Genomic DNA, 20,220 nt, shown 5'->3' on the forward strand with positions numbered 1-20,220 from the left:
GGCAGGGCGGGGGGGCAATAAAAGAGTCAGCCCCGACTATAACGCGGTGCCCGGTCGACTGTGAACGCAGACGGCTTATTCAGTCTCTGAATGGGGCGTCACATCTTGACTCAGTCTCGGCTGCTGGCCAGTATTGAGCTATCGCCATTTTGGCGATAGCTTGCCGGGCATGTCTACTAAATACCGATTTCGAGATACGTATCGCATTCAGTTGCGAGAGAAGGATCATCCACCGCCCCATGTTCATCTGACCGGTGGCGGGCTGGATGTAATGCTTAGCCTGGAAACCGTCGAAGTGATGGTAGGCAAGGCACCGCTGCTGATTATCAAGGAGGCGCTGGAATGGGTCAGGGCTCATCAGGCGCAATTGCTGGAGGATTGGAAACGATGCTACCCATGAAACGACCACGGCTGCTGGCCGTACAGGCACTACCGGAATATCGCCTGCAGCTGACCTTTATTGACGGTCAGCAACTGACTCTGGATCTGAGTCGTGACCTGCTGACCTTTCCGGGCTTGCAGTCATTGCAGGGACGCGCGTTCGATGGCGCGGCTCTAGGTGATGATGGCTGGTGCGTCGAGTGGTCTGAGCAGGACATCCAGATTGGTGCAGACACGTTGTACCTGGATGCGATCGCACAAAATGCCTCCGACGAAAATACCCGGATCTTCATCGACTGGCGCGCTCGCACCGGGCTGACACTCACGCAGGCCGCCGAGGCGCTGGGGGTCAGTACCCGCAGCATCAGTCGTTACAGCGGTGGCAGGGAAGCGGTGCCCCGGTCTTTGGCATTGGCCTGCCTGGGCTGGGACTACTTGCAGTTGCAAGCGAACGTTCCACGGGCGGCCGAAGAAACAGGCCGCTACACCGTCACTCGTAAAAGTTAACCGGCTTGCGGCTTGGCAAGGCGATGTGTGGAGTTATCAGCAGCACAATCAGGCCGATGAGGGTCCGCAGGGGCCAACTGTATCGACGTTTCATGGTGGCAAATCTCTGACGATCCAAAGCCATTGACTGCACTGATAAGCGGACGTTCGACCCGACTGGACGCCTGCGGGCAAGAGGCTTACCTTGATGCCCTATTTCAATGCTGTCGTTAAGGACCCAGCCATGAGCCGCATTTTCGCTGACAACGCCCACTCCATCGGCAACACGCCGCTGGTGCAGATCAATCGCATTGCGCCGCGTGGTGTGACCATCCTGGCCAAGATCGAAGGGCGCAACCCCGGTTACTCGGTCAAGTGCCGGATCGGCGCGAACATGATCTGGGATGCCGAGGGCAGCGGCAAACTCAAGCCGGGCATGACCATCGTCGAACCCACCTCCGGCAATACTGGCATCGGCCTGGCCTTCGTGGCCGCCGCCCGTGGCTACAAACTGATGCTGACCATGCCGGCGTCCATGAGTATCGAACGCCGCAAGGTGCTCAAGGCACTGGGTGCCGAACTGGTGTTGACCGAGCCGGCCAAAGGCATGAAAGGCGCTATCGAGAAAGCCGGTGAAATCGTTGCCGGCGACCCGTCTAAGTACTTCATGCCGGCGCAATTCGACAACCCGGCCAACCCGGCCATCCACGAAAAAACCACCGGCCCGGAAATCTGGAACGATACCGACGGCGCGGTCGACGTGCTGGTGGCAGGCGTCGGAACCGGTGGAACCATCACCGGGGTTTCACGGTATATCAAGAATACCCAGGGCAAGCCGATACTTTCGGTAGCGGTGGAGCCGGCGGTGTCGCCGGTGATCACCCAGGCCCTGGCCGGTGAAGAAATCAAGCCGAGCCCGCACAAGATCCAGGGCATCGGTGCCGGTTTTGTGCCGAAGAACCTCGATTTGTCGATCGTCGATCGAGTGGAGTTGGTCAGTGACGAAGAGTCCAAGGCCATGGCCTTGCGCTTGATGCAGGAAGAAGGAATTTTGTGCGGGATTTCCTGCGGCGCCGCCATGGCAGTGGCCGTTCGGCTGGCCGAGACCCCGGAAATGCAGGGCAAGACCATCGTCGTGATCCTGCCGGATTCCGGTGAACGTTATCTGTCGAGCATGCTGTTCAGTGATCTGTTTACCGAACAGGAGAATCAGCAGTAAGCATTAAACCATTGGCGGATCGTGGCTGGCGGTGATGGCTGAGGCGTTGTCGCGGGTTGCGATCTATTGATGTGGTCTGGTTGATGATGGATTTGCATCAGCCAGCGTTCAGGCGCCTTATGTTAAGAAATACTTTGTTGCACATTCATTAACATTGAATGTTAAAAAGTGCAGGTTTTTCACCGGGTCGGTAGTGTTTATCATGCTGGCAGCCATGTCGGGCAATGGACTTGGCGCAGTGTCGTTTATCTTCAAAGGAGTTGTTGATGACCTTATCGTTTGCCGCGAAGGCCTCGTTGTTGCTGCTGTTTCTCGGCAGCACCCTCTATGTGCATTTACGCGGTAAGGCGCGCTTGCCGGTTTTGCGCCAGTTCGTGAACCATTCGGCACTGTTCGCACCCTATAACGCCTTGATGTACCTGTTTTCCGGTGTGCCTTCGAAACCGTATCTGGATCGCAGCAAGTTCCCTGAACTGGATGTGCTCAAGGACAACTGGGAGGTAATTCGCGACGAAGCGATGCACTTGTTCGACGAGGGGTATATCCGCGCAGCGGCAAAGAACAACGACGCCGGTTTTGGCTCGTTCTTCAAGAAGGGCTGGAAGCGTTTCTATCTCAAGTGGTATGACGAACCGCTGCCTTCCGCCGAAGCCTTGTGCCCGAAAACCGTGGAACTTGTCAGCAGCATTCCCAACGTCAAAGGCGCCATGTTCGCGCTGCTGCCAGGCGGCAGCCACCTCAACCCGCATCGCGATCCGTTTGCCGGTTCCCTGCGTTATCACTTGGGCCTGTCCACCCCCAATTCCGATGATTGCCGCATCTTTGTCGACGGTCAGGTGTACGCCTGGCGCGATGGTGAGGACGTGATGTTCGACGAAACCTACGTGCACTGGGTCAAGAATGAAACGCAAAAGACCCGTGTCATCCTGTTCTGCGATATCGAGCGTCCACTGAGCAATCGCTTCATGACCCGCATCAATCGCAGTATCAGCGCCTGGCTGGGTCGCGCCACCGCCCCTCAGAACCTGGACGACGAGCGTGTGGGCGGGATCAACCGGGCCTATGCCTGGAGCAAGAACTCCAGCGATAAATTCAGTGGCGTGGTCAAGCAATGGAAGCGGCGCAATCCCAAGGCCTATCGGGTACTGCGCCCGGTACTGGCGGTGGTGGTGCTGACGTTACTGGGGTATTGGTTGTTTGGCTGAAGCCGGATACAGAACAGAAAAACCGCTCGTTGCGAGCGGTTTTTTTATTTCCGGGGAGTCCCGGGCAACCCCTCCAACCGCACAATGCTGATTCTGTGTCAGCTGTCATTACTGGCCTTTTGGCCGAGTCGTTGCAATCCATGTCAAACGCTGGTTATAGTCGGCGCACGGTGAGTTTTGGACTCACCTTTTTATCCCTCGAGCAAAGATCAGCCCAATGCCTGCATCCCTCATCAACGCGGTAGTCGATTCAGCGGTCAACGCTGGTGTCGTGCTGTGCGGGAATCAGCAGCCCGGGCAGATCAGTCATTACCCCCCACCTGTCAGTAGCACGTCGGTGTGCGCAGTCGCATCACCGCCAGGCGTTGGCATTTCGGGCTGATCAGCTGCCTTCTGCTGTTCCCCATGCCTGCCTGAAAAACTACTGGATTTCAGCTTTTTGCTGAGTTGGCTTTTTGCCTGACTACAGGTGGTATTCATGTTTGTCCTTTCGAAAAAGTCCGCGCTCGCGGCGGCGTCCACGAGCCTGTTCGTTCTGCTGTGGAGCAGCGGGGCGATTTTCTCCAAATGGGGGCTGGCTCACGCGTCGCCCTTTGCCTTCCTGATGTTTCGTTTCGTCATCGCCCTATGCGGCCTGGTGTTGCTGGTGCCGTTGCTCAAACTGAAGTTGCCCAAGGGCGGCAAACCGATGCTGTATGCGATGGCCACCGGTGTGGTGTTGTTGGGGGCTTATCAGATTTTCTATCTGCTGGCCCTGGACTTTAAAGTCACGCCCGGGGTGATGGCGACCATCATGGGCGTGCAGCCGATACTCACCGTGGTGGTGATGGAGCGCCAGCGTTCCTGGAGCCGAATGTTCGGTCTGGCCCTGGGGCTGACCGGGTTGATCATGGTGGTCTATCAGGGCATCGGTCTGGCCGGGATGTCGTTGGCCGGGATGCTGTACGGGTTGCTGGCGCTGGCGAGCATGACGTTCGGTTCGATCATGCAGAAACGCATCACCGACAATCCCCTCGGCACATTGCCGGTGCAGTATCTGGCCGGACTGCTGTTGTGCGGGATTTTCGTACCCTTCCAGCCGTTTCACTTCGAGCACAACAGCGGTTTCATCTTGCCGGTACTATGGATGGGGCTGGTGGTATCGGTGCTGGCGACGCTGTTGCTGTACCGCTTGATCGCCCGGGGCAATCTGGTGAATGTCACCAGCCTGTTTTACCTGGTGCCGGCGGTAACGTCGGTGATGGACTATCTGATCTTCGGCAATCGCCTGGCGATGTTGAGCCTGTTCGGCATGCTGTTGATCATCCTTGGTCTGGTATTCGTCTTCCGTAAAACCGCGTAATTGCGAGGAAACCCGATAAGGCCTGGAGCAATGCTCCGGGTCTTTGTGATTTTTGGCGTCATCCGCAACGCAACAATGCTACCGGTCAGCCACCAAGCCCGGCTTCAACACCAACCACAACGCCAGCGAAATCAACAACCCGCCATAGATATGCGCCATCGACAGCGGCTCATCGAGAAACATCGCCCCCCACAGCACCCCGAACGGCGGGATCATGAAGGTCACGGTCGACGACTTTACCGGGCCGATCGAACTGAGCAACCGGAAGTAAATGATGTAGGCAAACGCAGTACACGCCAGCCCCAATCCCAGCAGCGACAACCAGACCTTCCATCCCCCCCAACTCGCCGGTGGCTGGCTGATCACGCTGTAGCCGAACAACGGCAACATGAACAGGGTCGCTCCGAGCATGCTGCCCAGCGCTGACAGGCGACTGTCGAGCCCACCGGCCTGATCGAGCCAGCGTCGGGCGAGAAATCCGGCGAAACCGTAGCAGGTGGTAGCGAGCAGGCAGGCGAGGGCGCCCATCAGCAGTTGCATGTCGAACGCCACCGGACCGGCGCGGGTCAGGACGCCGACGCCAAGCAACCCGAGGAAAACCCCGCCGAGCTTGGCGGCGCTGAGTCTTTCATGGAAGAACAAGCCGCCGATCAGCACGCCCATCAGCGGCGTGGTGGCGTTGAAGATCGCCGAGTAACCGGCCGGCAAGACTTGCGCCGCGACCGAGTAGAGCGTCGCCGGGATGCCGGAGTTGATCACCCCGAGCAGCATCACGGTCTTGAGTTTTCCCTTGAAATCCCAACTGATGCGCATCAGGCCGAGAATTACCAGCAGCCCGACAGCGGCAATCGACACGCGGAAAAACGCCGTGGGAATCGTGCCGATCACCGGGGCGATGATGCGCATGAACAGAAAACTCGCACCCCAAATGGCCGCCAGTGACAGTAAACGGAAAATATCGACGGGGTTCACAGCGCGGTCCTTCCTTGGGGGAGGGGCGAAAGTGTTGCTGAGTGTGTGATCGATGGCAACCGAAAACCGGGCATTTAATTCGTCCGGAAAATTACGCTTCTCCTGCCCCCGGTTCACTGGCTAAGCTCAAGCCTCCCGAATTCCCGCAGAGGTCTCACCATGCCGCAGCAATGGCCAGCCGCCGACATCGCCCGCTTGATCCTCGATGGCTTTGACGATTACCGCGAGCATTTTCGCCAGATCACCGACGGCGCCCGGGCTCGCTTCGAACAGGCCCGGTGGCAAGAGACGCAGTCGGCGTCGGCGGCGCGGATCAATCTGTACGAAGACAAGGTCGGTGAAACGGTGGCGCGACTGCGCACCGCGTTTGACACCGACACCCTGGACGTCAGCTGCTGGCCGCTGGTCAAAAGCGCCTACATCAGCCTGATCGACCTGCGCTTCGACGATGAACTGTCCGAGACCTGGTACAACTCGATCTTCTGCGGGCTGTTCAGCCATGACCTGATCAGCGACGGCTGCATGTTCATCCACACCACCCGGCCGAGCCTGCGCCGTGCCCGGGCCGCGCAAACCCGCACCTACAAGCCGCAAGGCCAATTGTCGGCGATGCTCGCCAGCATCTTCGCCGACTACCGCTTCAGCGAGGATTACGCCGACCTGTCCGGTGACCTGAAGCGCCTCGAAGCGCAGTTGCGCGAGAACCTGCCGGATTGGGTGTGCAAGGACCCGGAGCTGAGCGTCGAGCTGTTTTCCTCGGTGCTGTACCGCAATAAAGGCGCGTACCTGGTGGGGCGCATCTACACCACCGACGAGCAATGGCCGCTGGCAATTCCCTTGCTGCACCTGGAAGGTCGCGGCATCCAGATCGATGCGCTGATCACCGATGAGGCGGACGTGTCGATCATCTTCTCGTTCACCCGTTCGTACTTCATGGTGGATGTGCCGGTGCCGGCGGAGTTCATCGGCTTCCTGCGGCGTATCCTGCCGGGCAAGCACATTGCCGAGCTGTACACCTCGATTGGCTTCTACAAGCACGGCAAGTCGGAGTTCTACCGGGCGCTGATCAATCACCTGGCCAACACCGACGACCAGTTCATCATGGCCCCCGGCGTGCGCGGCATGGTGATGAGCGTGTTCACCCTGCCGGGTTTCAACACCGTGTTCAAAATCATCAAGGACCGTTTCTCACCGTCGAAAAACGTCGACCGCGCCACGGTGATCGAAAAGTACCGCCTGGTGAAAAGCGTCGACCGCGTCGGGCGCATGGCCGATACCCAGGAGTTCGCCGATTTCCGTTTCCCGCTGAGCAAGTTCGATCCGGCGTGCCTGGAGGAATTGCTGGAAGTTGCGCCGTCCACGGTGTCGGTGGAAGGCGACACGGTGCTGATCCGCCACTGCTGGACCGAACGCCGCATGACTCCGCTGAACCTGTATCTGGAAAACGCCAACGAGGCGCAGGTGCGCGAGGCCCTGGAAGACTACGGGCTGGCGATCAAGCAACTGGCGGCGGCGAACATCTTTCCCGGCGACATGCTGCTGAAGAACTTCGGGGTGACCCGTCACGGTCGGGTGGTGTTCTACGACTACGACGAGATCTGCTTCCTCACCGAGGCCAACTTTCGCCATATCCCGCAACCCCGCACCCCGGAAGATGAAATGGCGTCCGAACCGTGGTACTCGATCGGACCACTGGACGTGTTCCCGGAAGAGTTTCCACCGTTCCTGTTTGCCGATTTCGGGCAACGCAAGTTGTTCGATCAGCTGCATGGCGAGTTGTACAACGCCGATTACTGGAAAAGCCTGCAGGAAGCGATCCGGGCGGGGAAGGTGATTGATGTGTTTCCGTATCGGCGTAAAGGGCTGGATAACGAATAGGAACAGTTGCAAGCGGCAAGCTACAAGCGGCAAGTTAGAAGCCGCTTTTAACTTGCGGCTTGTAGCTTGCCGCTTGAAGCTGCTTTTCTGCGACAATCCGCACCCTTGCGCCACTAGACGACTGAATTGCGTACCCGATGACCGACGAATCGCCCTCCATCGACAAACTGCTGAAAAACCTCGATCACGCCATGCTCGCCGACCGCCACCGGCTGCGGCGGCAGTTGCTTGAGCTGCGCAAGAAACCCGACGAGGCCAGACTGGGCCAGTGGGTGACGCGGATGCAGGCGTCCTGTGAGCAGGTGCTGGCGCGCAAGGCCAGCCTGCCGGTGATTCGTTACGACGACAGCCTGCCGATTGCCGCCAAACGCGACGAAATAAAAAAGGCGCTGGAAAAGCATCAGGTGCTGATCATCGCAGGTGAGACCGGCTCGGGTAAAACCACCCAGTTGCCGAAAATCTGCCTGGAAATCGGTCGCGGCCAGCATGGCCTGATCGGCCACACCCAGCCGCGCCGGATCGCTGCGCGCAGCGTCGCCAGCCGGGTCGCCGAAGAACTCGGCACGCCGCTGGGCGCGCTGGTCGGCTATCAGGTGCGTTTTGAAGATCAGAGCGATTCCAGCACCCTGATCAAGCTGATGACCGACGGCATCCTGCTGGCGGAAACACAGAACGACCGCTACCTGGAACGCTACGACACGATCATCGTCGACGAAGCCCACGAACGCAGTCTCAACATCGACTTCCTGCTCGGCTACCTGAAAACCCTGCTGCCGCGCCGTCCCGACCTGAAAGTCATCATCACCTCGGCGACCATCGACCTGGAGCGTTTCTCCAAGCACTTCGATGACGCGCCGATTGTCGAGGTGTCCGGCCGCACCTTCCCGGTGGACACCTGGTATCGTCCGCTAACACTTGAGCAGGACGAAGAGGGCAACCGCGTCGAGGACGACCTGACGGTGGATCAGGCGATCCTCGCCACCCTCGACGAAATCGCCGCCTATGAGCGCAGTGAACGCCGCAGTCCCGGTGACGTGCTGGTGTTCCTGCCCGGTGAGCGCGAGATTCGCGACGCCGCCGACATGCTGCGCAAAGCCCAGCTCAAACACACTGAAATCCTGCCGTTGTACGCGCGCTTGTCGCCGGCCGAGCAGCAGCGGATTTTCCAGTCGCACCCGGGCCGTCGCGTGGTACTGGCGACCAACGTCGCGGAAACCTCGCTGACCGTGCCGGGCATTCGCTATGTGATTGACAGCGGTACGGCGCGCATCAGCCGCTACAGCTACCGGGCCAAGGTCCAGCGTCTGCCGATTGAAGCCATTTCCCAGGCCAGCGCCAACCAGCGCAAGGGTCGATGCGGGCGGGTTGAGCCGGGCATCTGCGTGCGCCTGTACAGCGAAGAAGATTTCATCGGACGTCCGGAATTTACCGATCCGGAAATCCTGCGCACCAACCTCGCGGCGGTCATCTTGCAGATGCTGCATCTGCGTCTCGGCGAAGTCAGCGCGTTCCCGTTCATCGAGCCGCCTGACGGCAAAGCGATCAGCGACGGTTACAACCTGCTGCAGGAGCTCTCGGCGGTGGACCGCAACAGTCAGCTGACCCCTCTCGGTCGCCAACTTGCACGCTTGCCGGTGGACCCGCGAATGGGCCGCATGCTGCTCGAAGCGGCGAAGCTCGGCAGCTTGCAGGAAGTGCTGATCGTCGCCAGCGCCATGTCGATCCAGGACCCGCGCGAGCGTCCGCCGGAGCGTCAGCAAGCGGCGGATCAGGCCCACGCCCAGTGGAAAGACGCTGACTCGGACTTCGCCGGGCTGGTCAATCTGTGGCGCGGTTTCGAAGAGCAGCGCCAGGCGCTGACTGCCAGTCCGCTGCGTAACTGGTGCCGCAAGAATTTCCTCAATTACCTGCGCCTGCGCGAGTGGCGCGACTCCCATCGCCAGTTGAGCCTGATCTGCCGCGACATGCAGCTGAGCCTCAATAAAGAGCCGGCCGATTATCCGAAACTGCACAAAGCGGTGCTGGTGGGACTGCTGAGCCAGATCGGCCAGAAAACCGAAGACGGCGACTACCTCGGCGCGCGTCAGCGGCGGTTCTGGATTCATCCGTCGTCGGGCATCGGCAAGAAGCGCCCGCAATGGCTGATGACCGCCGAACTGGTGGAAACCACCAAGCTTTACGCGCGTATGGTCGCCAAGATCGATGCCGACTGGATCGAGCCGCTGGCCGGGCACCTGATCAAGAAAAACCACTTCGAGCCCCATTGGGAGAAGAAGCGCGGCCAGGTCGTGGCGTTCGAGCAGATCACCCTGTTCGGGCTGATCGTGGTCGGGCGCCGGCCGGTGCATTACGGCCCGGTCGACCCGGTGGTGTCCCGCGAATTGTTCATCCGTGAAGCGCTGGTGCGCGGCGAGATTCAGTCCAAGGCCAAGTGTTTGTCGGCCAACGCGCAGTTGCTGGAACAGCTCGACGAACTGGAAGCCAAGGCCCGTCGTCGCGACATCCTCGCCGACGAAGAAACCCTGTACGCCTTCTACGACGCACGGCTGCCGGCGGAGATCCACCAGACCGCGACCTTCGACAGCTGGTACCGGATCAACAGCCAGAAAGACCCGCAATTGCTGATCATGCGCGAAGAGGACGTGCTGGCCCGCGAAGCCAGTGAAGTCACCGCCCAGTATTACCCGGATACGCTGCACATCGGCGATCTGGAATTGGCCCTCAGCTACCACTTCGAACCGAATCACCCACGGGACGGCGTGACCCTGCGCGTGCCGGCACCGCTGTTGCCGATGTTGCCGCCGGAACGCCTGGAATGGCTGGTGCCGGGCGTCATCGAAGCCAAGTGCATTGCCCTGGTGCGCAACCTGCCCAAGGCCTTGCGCAAGAACTTCGTGCCAGTGCCGGACTTCGTCAAGGCGGCCTTGCAGCGCATGACCTTTGCCGAGGGCTCGCTGCCTCAGGCCTTGGGTCGCGAGCTGCTGCGCATGACCGGTGCGCGGGTCAGTGATGAAGCCTGGGCCGAGGCGGCGCAGCAGGTCGAAAGCCATTTGCGGATGAACCTGGAAATCGTCGACGCCCAGGGCAAGTTCCTCGGTGAGGGTCGCGATCTGGCCGAACTGACCGCACGTTTCGCCGAGGCCAGCCAGGCAGCATTGGCGGTGCCGCAAACCGCGAAGAGCCAGCAGCCGGTGGAGCCGAAAGTATTCGCCGCCGTGGCCGAGAAAACCCAGCAGAAGATCGCCGGGCTGTCGATGACGGTCTACCCGGCGCTGGTGGAGGAGACCGGGATGGTCAAGGAAGGGCGCTTCTCGACCCCGGCCGAGGCCGAGTTCCAGCATCGCCGTGCCCTGCAACGCTTGCTGATGCAGCAACTGGCCGAACCTGCCAAATTCCTCCGTGGCAAATTGCCGGGCCTGACCGAACTGGGCCTGCTGTACCGCGACATGGGGCGCGTCGATGCGTTGGTGGAAGACATTCTGCTGGCCAGCCTCGACAGCTGCATTCTTGAGGGCGAGGACCCGTTGCCGCGCGATGGTGCCGGATTGGCGTCGCTGGCGGAGCGCAAGCGTGGCGCCTGGACCGAGCACGCTGAGCGTGTGGCGAAGCTGACCCTGGAAATCCTCAAGCTTTGGCATGGCCTGCAAAAGCGCTTCAAGGGCAAGATTGATCTGGCGCAAGCCGTGGCCCTGAACGACATCAAGCAGCAGCTCAGCCACTTGGTCTATCCGGGGTTTGTCCGGGAAACGCCGATGCAGTGGCTCAAGGAGTTGCCGCGTTACCTCAAGGCGATCGAACAGCGCTTTGAAAAAATCGGTGCCCAGGTGCAGCGCGACCGGGTCTGGAGTGGCGAATTGAGCGGACTGTGGGCGCAATACCAGACCCGCGCCAACAAACATGCCCAGGAAGGCAAGCGCGATCCGCAACTGGAGTTGTATCGCTGGTGGCTGGAGGAATACCGGGTTTCGCTGTTTGCGCAGCAGTTGGGAACCAAGGTGCCGATCTCCGACAAGCGCCTGAACAAGCAGTGGTCGCAAGTCGAGCCGTAGGCCGGAGGCTGGTGCAATACCCTGTGGGAGCAAGCCCGCTCCCACAGGTCAGGTGGTGTGTCAGTGGGAGTTTGATCCAGCAAAAGGGGCGAAATGCCCACGTTTATGGCAAACTTCGCGCCTATAAACGCCGGCCCCGCGGTTTTGAGCCTTCACGGTCTCGGGCAGGTCGGAATAAAGCGATGCCAGGTTTTCGTCCCCCGGACGGGAATAGACCCTTTGTGTATTGGTACGACTGTGCCAATGCTTTCTGCCTGAACAGATTAGAGACACGACCATGCATAACGTCGTCATCAGCGGCACCGGCCTGTACACCCCGGCCAACAGCATCTCCAACGAAGAGCTGGTGCAGTCTTTCAATACTTATGTGGCGCAATTCAACGCCGACAACGCCGACTCCATTGCGCGCGGTGAAGTCGAAGCGTTGACCGAATCCAGCGCAGCCTTCATCGAAAAAGCTTCCGGCATCAAGAGCCGCTTTGTCATGGACAAGGAAGGCATCCTCGACCCGCAGCGCATGGCTCCACGCCTGCCGGAGCGTTCCAACGACGAGTGGTCGGTGCTTTGCCAGATGGCCATCGGCGCGGCCGAACAAGCCTTGCAGCGCGCCGGCAAGACCGCCGCGGACATCGACGGCGTGATCGTCGCCTGTTCCAACCTGCAACGTGCTTACCCGGCCATTGCCATCGAAGTCCAGGAAGCGCTGGGCATCCAGGGTTTCGGTTTCGACATGAACGTGGCGTGCTCCTCGGCGACCTTCGGTATCCAGACCGCCGCCAACAGCGTGCAACTGGGCCAGGCCCGGGCGATCCTGATGGTCAACCCGGAAGTCTGCACCGGCCACCTGAACTTCCGTGACCGCGACAGCCACTTCATCTTCGGTGACGCAGCAACCGCGGTGATCATCGAACGTGCTGACCTGGCGACGTCCAAGTACCAGTTCGACATCGTCAGCACCAAGCTGCTGACCAAGTTCTCCAACAACATCCGCAACAACTTCGGCTTCCTCAACCGCGCGGCACAAGAGGGCATCGGCGCCAAGGACAAACTGTTCGTGCAGGAAGGCCGCAAGGTGTTCAAGGAAGTCTGCCCACTGGTTGCCGAGCTGATCAGTGAGCATCTGCAAGAGAACCAGCTCAACGTCAGCGACGTGAAGCGCTTCTGGCTGCACCAGGCCAACCTCAGCATGAACCACCTGATCGTCAAGAAACTGCTGGGTCGCGACGCCACCGAACAGGAAGCGCCGGTGATTCTCGACACCTACGCCAACACCAGTTCCGCAGGTTCGGTGATTGCGTTCCACAAGAACCAGGACGACCTGGCCGCCGGTTCGCTGGCCGTGCTCAGTTCGTTCGGCGCCGGTTATTCGATTGGTAGCGTGTTGCTGCGCAAGCGCTGAGTTTGAATTAACTGTCGCAGCAGATGAAAAGATCGCAGCCGAAAGCTGCGATTTTTTTTGCGGGGCTTTTGTGGCGAGGGAGTTTGCTCCCGTTCGGCGACGAAGTCGTCGTAAAACAGGCTGATGCGGCATGTCTGGCAAATCGAGGTGACTGGTTCTGGGACCGCTTCGCAGTCCAGCGCGAGCAAGCTCGCTCGCCACATGAAGCTGATTCGATGGGGAGGGGAGAGAAAACAGTCTCGCGTTGATGCATCGGAGGATGATGGGGACCGACACACCAACGCCAGGCTGTAAAAGGAGCCCGGGCTTCCTTGCCCGAGTCGTGTAGCGGGGTGAATCAGAACTTGGCTTCGGCATCCAGTTGCAGGGTGTTGATGTCCGAATCGGTTTTCTTGATGTTGGCGTTGGTCTGGTCCGAAGTCGCCATGAAGTAGGTCGCGCCCAAGGCAAAGTTCTTGTCCAGATCGTAGCTCACTTTCATCTTGCTGCCGCGCGAACCGGTGAAGCCGTTGGCGAAGTCGGAGTCGGTGAAGGCACCCACCACAGCGTTACGCTGCACGTCGCGGTAGTTGTAGTCCAGGTTGAAGCCGTAGACCTTGGACTTCACACCAGCCAACCAGCCAGTGTCCTGGTCGTTGCTGGCATCGGTGTTGTTGACGTACTGACCGTAGATCGACAGCGGAACTGGCAGGTTGGAGAAGTCGAGCTGACCAAAGCCTTCGTACAGTTTGAAGGTTTCGCCCGGGCTGTTGCCGTTGACGGCCAGTGCGCATGGCGTGGTGACGGTACCGGAGGTAGGGCAGGCACTGCTGCTGTCGTTGTCGTAGGAGTAGATACTGCCGCCCAACGTCATTTTCATGCTGTCGGTGATGGCGAAGCGACCACCCAACTGGCCAGCGTATAGGCGCAGGTCGTGTTTGAACTGCACGCCTTCACCGTCGACGTTGTCCTTGAGGGTGTAGTGACCGGCGCTACCGAACAGCTCGGTGCTGCCGCTCAGCGGGTACTTGTAGGTGACTGCCACACCTTCCGGGTTGATGTCGCTATCCCAGATGATGTCGCCCATGCTCACCCATTGTTGCGGCATCTTGCCGCCAACCAGGTGCAGGTTCTTGATCGCATCCGGGTGGTAGTCGATGTAACCCTGGTCCAGCCAGATCTGCTTCTTGTCGAAGTAGTTGTTCAGGTCCTGGTTGGTCGAGCGAGCGTCGTCGTTGTTGCCGGTGGCGATACGGATACCGGTGTCGACCTGCGGGTTGATTTCGCTGTAGGCACCCAGGCGGGCACGAATGCGCTGACGGTCCTGGTCCTTGTTGTTTGGCACGCCATCGTTGTGCACGGTTTCTTCACGGAAGCGTACGTCACCCTTGAACTGGGTCTTGGCGGCCCATGCCAGCTTCTGGTCGAAGGTGCTCAGTGCGTCGGTTTTCTTCGCGGTTGCCGCGATTTGCTCGTTAGTCTCTTGCTGAGCCTGACGGGCGATCTGTTGGTCTTTCTGATCCCTGGCCAGCTCGGCTTGCAGTTCGCTGTACTGCGCGTTGGTGATCGAGCCGTTAGCCTTGAGCATGTCGAGCAGTTTGGCGTCGACTGCGGCACTGGCCGGAACACTCATGGCCAGCAACAGGCCGCCGCACAAGGCCGCCGCAGTTTTCGTGGAAGCAAGACGCATATCAATCTCCGAAGATGAGAGGGGATGACAGAGCCATCCGGGACACAACCGACCATTTAGTGGCGGAAAACAGTGACCGGGTATAACCCGGCGCTCTAAAAACAGGCGCCAGTATCGCGATGGTTTATGACAGAGCAGTGGCAATGTGATGTCATGTCCGTGACGATACAAAGCCGCCGTGAACTATTGAGTTAGAGCACTGTCGTCGTTTTGCCCGTGTGCATTGCAGAGCGATAGGCGATACTCGCGAGGCTTTCACGCCATGAAGAGTGAGGATGGTGATGCCGTTGCAACGCCTGCAAAAATTGTCAGAAATCGCCCCGCAGCAGTGGGACGCACTGGTGCCCGAGACTCAGCCTTTTCTGCGTCACGCTTTTTTGAGCGCACTGGAAGACAGCGGCAGCGTCGGACCCCATACCGGCTGGCAGCCTGAGCATTTATTGCACGTCGAAGGCGATCGACTGATCGCCGCGCTGCCCGGTTATCGCAAGTGGCATTCCTACGGCGAGTACGTGTTCGATCACGCCTGGGCCGATGCCTGTGAGCGTGCCGGCATCGACTACTACCCTAAGCTGTTGACCGCGGTGCCGTTTAGTCCGGTCACCGGGCCGCGGCTGTTGGCGGCCACGGTCGAAGACGGCTTCGAGTTATTGAAAAGCCTGCCGGGCTACCTTGAGCTTGAAGGGCTCTCCAGCGCGCACATCAACTTCACCGATCCGTTCACTGACGCGGCATTGAGTGAGCAGCCCGGCTGGCTGCAGCGCGTTGGCTGTCAATACCACTGGCAGAATCGCGGCTACCGGGATTTCCAGGACTTCCTCGACGTGCTCAGTTCGCGCAAGCGCAAACAGATGCGCAAGGAGCGCGAGCAGGTGGCGGGGCAGGGCTTCGAGTTTGAATGGCTGGAGGGGCGGGATCTGAGTCAGGCGCAATGGGATTTCGTCTATGCCTGCTACGCCAATACGTACGCGGTGCGCCGGCAAGCGCCGTATCTGACGCGGGAGTTTTTCAGCCTGCTGGCCGAACGCATGCCGGAATCGATTCGCGTGGTGCTGGCCAAACAGGGTTCACGGCCGGTGGCGATGGCGTTCAGTCTGGTGGGGGGCGACAGCTTTTATGGCCGTTACTGGGGATGCCTGGCGGAGTTTGATCGCCTGCATTTCGAGACCTGTTTCTACCAGGGTATGGACTATGCCATTGCCAACGGTTTCCAGCGTTTCGATGCCGGGGCACAGGGCGAGCACAAGTTGATTCGCGGGTTCGAGCCGGTGATCACCCATTCCTGGCACTACTTGCGGCATCCGGGGTTGAAAGCTGCGGTGAAAGACTTTCTGGAGCAGGAGCGGTTGGGGGTGCTGGCTTATGCAGAGGATGCGAAGTCAGCCTTGCCTTATCGACAAGGCTGACATTCACACCGTGCAGCGTGTCAGTTTTCTTCTTTGCCCAGCCAGCGATACAGCACGCCGCCGACCACTGCACCGAGTAGCGGTGCGACCCAGAACATCCACAGTTGTTGAATCGCCCAGCCGCCAACGATCAGCGCCGGGCCGGTGCTGCGAGCCGGGTTGACCGAGGTGTTGGTGACCGGGATCGAGATCAGGTGGATCAGCGTCAGCCCCAGGCCGATGGCAATCGGTGCCAGGCCTGCCGGTGCACGTTTGTCGGTGGCGCCGAGGATGATCAGGATGAACATCGCGGTCATCACCAGTTCACAGACAAATCCCGCCGCCATCGAATAGCCGCCAGGCGAGTGTTCGCCGTAGCCGTTGGACGCAAGGCCCCCCGCCAGTTCGAAACCGGGTTTGCCGCTGGCAATGAAATACAGCAGGGCGGCTGCAATCACGCCGCCAATGACCTGGGCAATGATGTAGGCCGGCAATTCATTGGCCGGAAACCGCCCACCCACCACCAGGCCGAGGGATACCGCAGGGTTGAGATGGCAGCCGGAAATATGGCCGATGGCGAAAGCCATGGTCAGCACTGTCAGGCCAAACGCGAAGGACACCCCGAGCAGACCGATCCCCACATCCGGAAAAGCCGCCGCCAGCACCGCACTGCCGCAACCACCCAACACCAGCCAGAACGTACCTACCAACTCTGTAGCCGAACGTTTTAACAGAGACATGAGAGTGAGCCCTTTCGAGATTATGCTGCCTTTAGCATCCAGCCGATGGACTGCAGAACCACCTCCAGAACATTGAAGTGAGTACAGCACGGTTTTTTCAGAATTCCAGCAGGCATAAAAAACCGCCAGGACCCGTTGTTGACAGGCTCTGGCGGTTTTTTGGGGGCTATCGGTCGCGCCAATCCTTGTGGCCGCCGCAATACTCAATCGATCCCGACAAACCCACCGGTCTGGTGTTGCCACAACCGCGCATACAAACCGCCATGGGCGAGCAGTTCGGCATGGGTCCCGGTTTCGGCGATCTTGCCGTTTTCCAGCACCACCAGCCGGTCCATCCGGGCGATGGTCGAAAGCCGGTGAGCGATGGCGATCACGGTTTTGCCCTGCATCAGGGTTTCGAGACTTTCCTGGATCGCCGCTTCGACTTCCGAATCCAGTGCCGACGTGGCCTCGTCCATGATCAGGATCGGCGCGTCCTTGAGCAGTACACGGGCAATGGCGATGCGCTGGCGCTGGCCGCCGGAGAGTTTCACCCCGCGCTCACCGACGTGGGCATCGAAACCGGTGCGGCCTTCAGCGTCCGACAGCGACGGAATGAAACCGTCAGCCCGGGCCTTGTGTACCGTTTCCCAGAGTTGGGCGTCGGTGGCGTCGGGCTTGCCATACAGCAAGTTGTCACGGATCGAACGGTGCAGCAGCGACGTGTCCTGGGTGATCATGCCGATGCGTTCGCGCAGGCTTTCCTGGCTGACGTCGGCGATGTTCTGGCCGTCGATCAGGATGCGTCCGCCTTCCACGTCGTACAGGCGCAGCAGCAGGTTCACCAGGGTCGACTTGCCGGCACCGGACGGGCCGATCAGGCCGATTTTCTCGCCAGCCTTGATGGTCAGGTTGAGGTCGCCGATGATCCCGCTCTGCTTGCCGTAGTGGAAATCCACCTGTTCGAAGCGCACTTCGCCACGGGCCACCGCCAGGGGTTTGGCCTGGTCGCGGTCGGTGACGGAGACTGGTTGCGAGATGGTCTGCAGACCGTCCTGGACCATGCCGATGTTTTCGAAGATGCCGGTCACCACCCACATGATCCAGCCGGACATGTTGACGATGCGGATCACCAGGCCGGTGGCCAGGGCAATCGCCCCCACGCTGATCAACGACTGCGTCCACAACCACAGGGCCAGACCGGTGGTGCAGACGATCAGCAAGCCGTTCATGCTGGTGATGACCACGTCCATGCTGGTGACCACGCGGCCGGCCAGTTGCGCCTTCTCGGTCTGTTCCTTGATGGCTTCGCGGGCGTATTGTTGTTCGAAGTTGGTGTGGGCGAACAATTTCAGGGTAGTGATATTGGTGTAGCCGTCGACAATCCGCCCCATGAGTTTGGAGCGCGCATCGGAGGCCACCACCGAGCGATCCTTGACCCGTGGCACGAAGTAACAGAGGGCGCCGATGAAGGCGAAGATCCATGTCAACAGCGGGATTATCAGGCGCCAGTCGGCTTCGGCGAACAGCACCAGGGAGCTGATGGCGTAGATCAGCACATGCCACAACGCATCCACGGCCTGCACGGCGGAATCGCGCAGTGAGTTGCCGGTTTGCATGATGCGTTGGGCGATGCGCCCGGCGAAGTCGTTCTGGAAGAAATTCAGGCTCTGCTTGAGCACGTAGCTGTGGTTCTGCCAGCGGATCATGCTGGTCATGCTGGGGCTCAGGGTCTGATGCACCAGCAGGTCATGCAGGCCGACAAAGATCGGGCGCAGCACCAGCGCAACCACCACCATCCAGGTCAGTTCGAGGGCGTGATCCTGGAACAGACTGACGTTCGGCGTCCCTTGGGCCAGGTCGATGATGCGGCTCAGGTAGCTGAACAGCGCCACCTCGATCAATGCACCAATCAGGCCGACGATCAGCAGGGCGGCGAAGCTTGGCCAGACCTGCTTGAGGTAATAGGTATAAAAAGGAAAAACCCGGTCCGGCGGAGACGCCGTCGGTGCTTCACGGAAAACATCGATCAGTTTTTCAAAGCGGCGATAAAGCATTGGTTATTCGCCCGCGAGCGGGCTCTCCTTTTAACGGTTTGAGCGTTGCCGGCAAACACCGGCAACGGCTCGGACATCCTTGTCCAGCTTAGTCTCAGTCGATGCGCTTGGCCGACTTGATGAACACCGGATCGGCCGGAACGTCTTTCATGCCGCCACGAACGGTGGTTGGCGAATTGACGATGATGTCGACCACGTCCATGCCTTTGACGACTTTGCCGAACACCGCGTAACCGTCGCCCTGGTCAAGGAAGTCGTTGTCCTTGACGTTGATGAAGAACTGGCTGGTGGCCGAGTCAGGCACCGAAGTACGGGCCATGGACAAAGTGCCACGAACGTTGACCAGGCCGTTCTGGTGCTCGTTCTTGATCGGTGCCTTGGTGTCTTTTTGCTGCATGGCCTGGGTGAAACCACCGCCCTGGACCATGAAACCCGGGATCACCCGGTGGAAAATCGTGTTGTTGTAGAAGCCACTGTCGACGTACTCAAGGAAGTTCTTGGTACTGATCGGGGCCTTGACCGGGTCCAGTTCGATTTCGATCTGGCCGTTGGTGGTGTCCAGCAGCACATGGGGGGCCTTTTCCGGCGTCGCGGCCATCAGGTTGGCGGCAAACAGTACGGAGCCTGCGGCGAGGGCGATTTTTTTCAGCATGGGTCAGTGATCCTGAGTGGTGGTGTCGACTGCGGTCAGAAACTCCAGCAGTGTTTGGTTGAAGTGTTCCGGTTGGTCCAGCGGCGTGGCATGGCGTGAATCGGCGATCACCACCAGCCGCGCGTCGGGCAGCAGTTTTACGTAGTTTTCCTTCAGCGCCACCGGTGTGTAGTCACGGTCGGCGCTGACGATGAGGGTTGGACAGGTGACCTTCGAAAGTCGTTCCTGAACCCCCCAGCCGACAATGGCATTGAAGCTGGCGAGATAAGCATGTTTGTCGTTTGTTGCCCAGCGTTTGGCCATCTTTTGTCGCAAGTCGGCCTGCTCGGGCTTCGGAAACAACTTGTCGCCCAGCGCCTTGCCGATGGCGCCCAGGCTAAGGGCGCGCGTCAGGCTCCAGCGCTTGAACCACTGCCAGTAGTCATCGCGGCTGCGCAGTTTGACCTCGGGCGCGCTGTTGACGATGCACAGGCTCTTGAGCAGTTGCGGCTGATCCACGCCCAGTTGGAAGCCGATCATGCCGCCCATCGACAGGCCGACATAATGTGCCGGACCGAGATTGAGGTGCTCGATCAGTGCAATCAGGTCAGCGCTGAATCCAGCAATGCTGTAGCGCTCCCGGGGTTTGTCCGAACGGCCGTGACCGCGGACATCCGGGACGATCACCCGGTAGCGGGTGGCAAGTGCCGGGATCTGTTTTTCCCAGTCCAGGGTGCTTGAGCCCAGACCGTGGACCAGCAGCAACGGCGTGCCGTGGCCATATTCCTCATAGTGCAGGTTGCAACCTTCGTGTTCGAAATAGGCCAT

Annotated in this window: 15 protein-coding genes; 9 read left to right on the forward strand and 6 right to left on the reverse strand. The window is 59.8% G+C overall.

Annotated features, from left to right (window positions below; genetic code table 11):
• The first annotated feature begins 169 nt into the window (after positions 1–169).
• The 5 genes from KGA85_RS05290 to KGA85_RS05310 all read left to right on the forward strand — a co-directional run bounded on the left by KGA85_RS05290 (position 170) and on the right by KGA85_RS05310 (position 4,633).
• The gene (locus KGA85_RS05290; protein WP_223542960.1) at positions 170–400 is read left to right on the forward strand and encodes a DUF4160 domain-containing protein; all 231 of its coding nucleotides are present in this window, start codon (positions 170–172) and stop codon (positions 398–400) included.
• A complete protein-coding gene (locus KGA85_RS05295; protein ID WP_223536051.1) occupies positions 388–888 on the forward strand; it encodes a helix-turn-helix domain-containing protein in 501 nt (166 codons plus the stop codon). The genes KGA85_RS05290 and KGA85_RS05295 overlap by 13 nt, the downstream gene beginning before the upstream one ends.
• A 223-nt stretch (positions 889–1,111) precedes the next feature.
• Positions 1,112–2,086: a cysteine synthase A gene (gene cysK / locus KGA85_RS05300; RefSeq protein WP_150724362.1), complete on the forward strand. Its 975-nt coding sequence runs from the start codon at positions 1,112–1,114 to the stop codon at positions 2,084–2,086.
• Positions 2,087–2,352: 266 nt separating this feature from the next.
• Complete coding sequence (locus tag KGA85_RS05305) at positions 2,353–3,291, forward strand: aspartyl/asparaginyl beta-hydroxylase domain-containing protein (RefSeq protein ID WP_223456376.1); 939 nt, start codon at positions 2,353–2,355, stop codon at positions 3,289–3,291.
• Positions 3,292–3,769: 478 nt separating this feature from the next.
• Positions 3,770–4,633, forward strand: coding sequence for a DMT family transporter (locus tag KGA85_RS05310; protein ID WP_223456375.1), 864 nt, complete (start codon positions 3,770–3,772; stop codon positions 4,631–4,633).
• A 78-nt stretch (positions 4,634–4,711) separates the two neighbouring features.
• Here KGA85_RS05310 and KGA85_RS05315 read toward each other — a convergent pair whose 3' ends face one another.
• On the reverse strand, positions 4,712–5,605 hold the full coding sequence (locus KGA85_RS05315; protein ID WP_223456374.1) for a DMT family transporter: 894 nt from the start codon (positions 5,603–5,605) through the stop codon (positions 4,712–4,714).
• 159 nt (positions 5,606–5,764) lie between these two features.
• Here KGA85_RS05315 and aceK point away from each other — a divergent pair, with 159 nt between their 5' ends.
• The 3 genes from aceK to KGA85_RS05330 all read left to right on the forward strand — a co-directional run bounded on the left by aceK (position 5,765) and on the right by KGA85_RS05330 (position 12,931).
• Positions 5,765–7,483, forward strand: a complete 1,719-nt coding sequence (gene aceK, locus KGA85_RS05320; RefSeq protein ID WP_223456373.1) for a bifunctional isocitrate dehydrogenase kinase/phosphatase — start codon at positions 5,765–5,767, stop codon at positions 7,481–7,483.
• A 137-nt stretch (positions 7,484–7,620) separates the two neighbouring features.
• Positions 7,621–11,532 carry an ATP-dependent RNA helicase HrpA gene (gene hrpA / locus KGA85_RS05325; protein WP_223456372.1) on the forward strand — a complete coding sequence of 1,304 codons (3,912 nt, stop codon included), beginning with the start codon at positions 7,621–7,623 and terminating at the stop codon, positions 11,530–11,532.
• Between the two features lie 277 nt (positions 11,533–11,809).
• Positions 11,810–12,931 (forward strand): beta-ketoacyl-ACP synthase III, encoded by a 1,122-nt coding sequence (locus KGA85_RS05330; protein WP_223542961.1) that lies wholly within the window; start codon positions 11,810–11,812, stop codon positions 12,929–12,931.
• Between the two features lie 337 nt (positions 12,932–13,268).
• Here KGA85_RS05330 and KGA85_RS05335 read toward each other — a convergent pair whose 3' ends face one another.
• Positions 13,269–14,600: a putative porin gene (locus KGA85_RS05335; protein ID WP_223456370.1), complete on the reverse strand. Its 1,332-nt coding sequence runs from the start codon at positions 14,598–14,600 to the stop codon at positions 13,269–13,271.
• 281 nt (positions 14,601–14,881) lie between these two features.
• On the opposite strand from KGA85_RS05335, the gene KGA85_RS05340 reads away from it, so the two are divergent.
• On the forward strand, positions 14,882–16,006 hold the full coding sequence (locus KGA85_RS05340) for a GNAT family N-acetyltransferase (RefSeq protein ID WP_223542962.1): 1,125 nt from the start codon (positions 14,882–14,884) through the stop codon (positions 16,004–16,006).
• A 20-nt stretch (positions 16,007–16,026) separates the two neighbouring features.
• On the opposite strand, the gene aqpZ is transcribed toward KGA85_RS05340, so the two are convergent.
• From aqpZ to KGA85_RS05360, 4 genes are all read right to left on the reverse strand, one after another.
• Positions 16,027–16,725, reverse strand: a complete 699-nt coding sequence (gene aqpZ, locus KGA85_RS05345) for an aquaporin Z (protein ID WP_223456368.1) — start codon at positions 16,723–16,725, stop codon at positions 16,027–16,029.
• 203 nt (positions 16,726–16,928) lie between these two features.
• Positions 16,929–18,761 (reverse strand): ABC transporter ATP-binding protein, encoded by a 1,833-nt coding sequence (locus KGA85_RS05350; protein ID WP_223533286.1) that lies wholly within the window; start codon positions 18,759–18,761, stop codon positions 16,929–16,931.
• Positions 18,762–18,855: 94 nt separating this feature from the next.
• A complete protein-coding gene (locus KGA85_RS05355; RefSeq protein ID WP_223456366.1) occupies positions 18,856–19,413 on the reverse strand; it encodes a peptidylprolyl isomerase in 558 nt (185 codons plus the stop codon).
• A gap of 3 nt (positions 19,414–19,416) precedes the next feature.
• Complete coding sequence (locus KGA85_RS05360) at positions 19,417–20,220, reverse strand: alpha/beta fold hydrolase (RefSeq protein WP_223542963.1); 804 nt, start codon at positions 20,218–20,220, stop codon at positions 19,417–19,419.

This window comes from Pseudomonas sp. GL-B-12 (genome assembly GCF_019955895.1).
In the GTDB taxonomy this organism is placed as follows: domain Bacteria; phylum Pseudomonadota; class Gammaproteobacteria; order Pseudomonadales; family Pseudomonadaceae; genus Aquipseudomonas.

Bases quoted from the DNA above. Each gene is read 5' to 3' on its own strand.
- aceK (WP_223456373.1), top strand. From the start codon at position 5,765: ATGCCGCAGCAATGGCCAGCCGCCGACATCGCCCGCTTGATCCTCGAT.
- KGA85_RS05290 (WP_223542960.1), top strand. From the start codon at position 170: ATGTCTACTAAATACCGATTTCGAGATACGTATCGCATTCAGTTGCGA.
- hrpA (WP_223456372.1), top strand. From the start codon at position 7,621: ATGACCGACGAATCGCCCTCCATCGACAAACTGCTGAAAAACCTCGAT.
- aqpZ (WP_223456368.1), bottom strand. From the start codon at position 16,725: ATGTCTCTGTTAAAACGTTCGGCTACAGAGTTGGTAGGTACGTTCTGG.
- KGA85_RS05330 (WP_223542961.1), top strand. From the start codon at position 11,810: ATGCATAACGTCGTCATCAGCGGCACCGGCCTGTACACCCCGGCCAAC.
- KGA85_RS05305 (WP_223456376.1), top strand. From the start codon at position 2,353: ATGACCTTATCGTTTGCCGCGAAGGCCTCGTTGTTGCTGCTGTTTCTC.
- KGA85_RS05335 (WP_223456370.1), bottom strand. From the start codon at position 14,600: ATGCGTCTTGCTTCCACGAAAACTGCGGCGGCCTTGTGCGGCGGCCTG.
- KGA85_RS05340 (WP_223542962.1), top strand. From the start codon at position 14,882: ATGCCGTTGCAACGCCTGCAAAAATTGTCAGAAATCGCCCCGCAGCAG.
- KGA85_RS05310 (WP_223456375.1), top strand. From the start codon at position 3,770: ATGTTTGTCCTTTCGAAAAAGTCCGCGCTCGCGGCGGCGTCCACGAGC.
- KGA85_RS05350 (WP_223533286.1), bottom strand. From the start codon at position 18,761: ATGCTTTATCGCCGCTTTGAAAAACTGATCGATGTTTTCCGTGAAGCA.
- KGA85_RS05355 (WP_223456366.1), bottom strand. From the start codon at position 19,413: ATGCTGAAAAAAATCGCCCTCGCCGCAGGCTCCGTACTGTTTGCCGCC.
- KGA85_RS05295 (WP_223536051.1), top strand. From the start codon at position 388: ATGCTACCCATGAAACGACCACGGCTGCTGGCCGTACAGGCACTACCG.
- cysK (WP_150724362.1), top strand. From the start codon at position 1,112: ATGAGCCGCATTTTCGCTGACAACGCCCACTCCATCGGCAACACGCCG.
- KGA85_RS05360 (WP_223542963.1), bottom strand. From the start codon at position 20,220: ATGGCCTATTTCGAACACGAAGGTTGCAACCTGCACTATGAGGAATAT.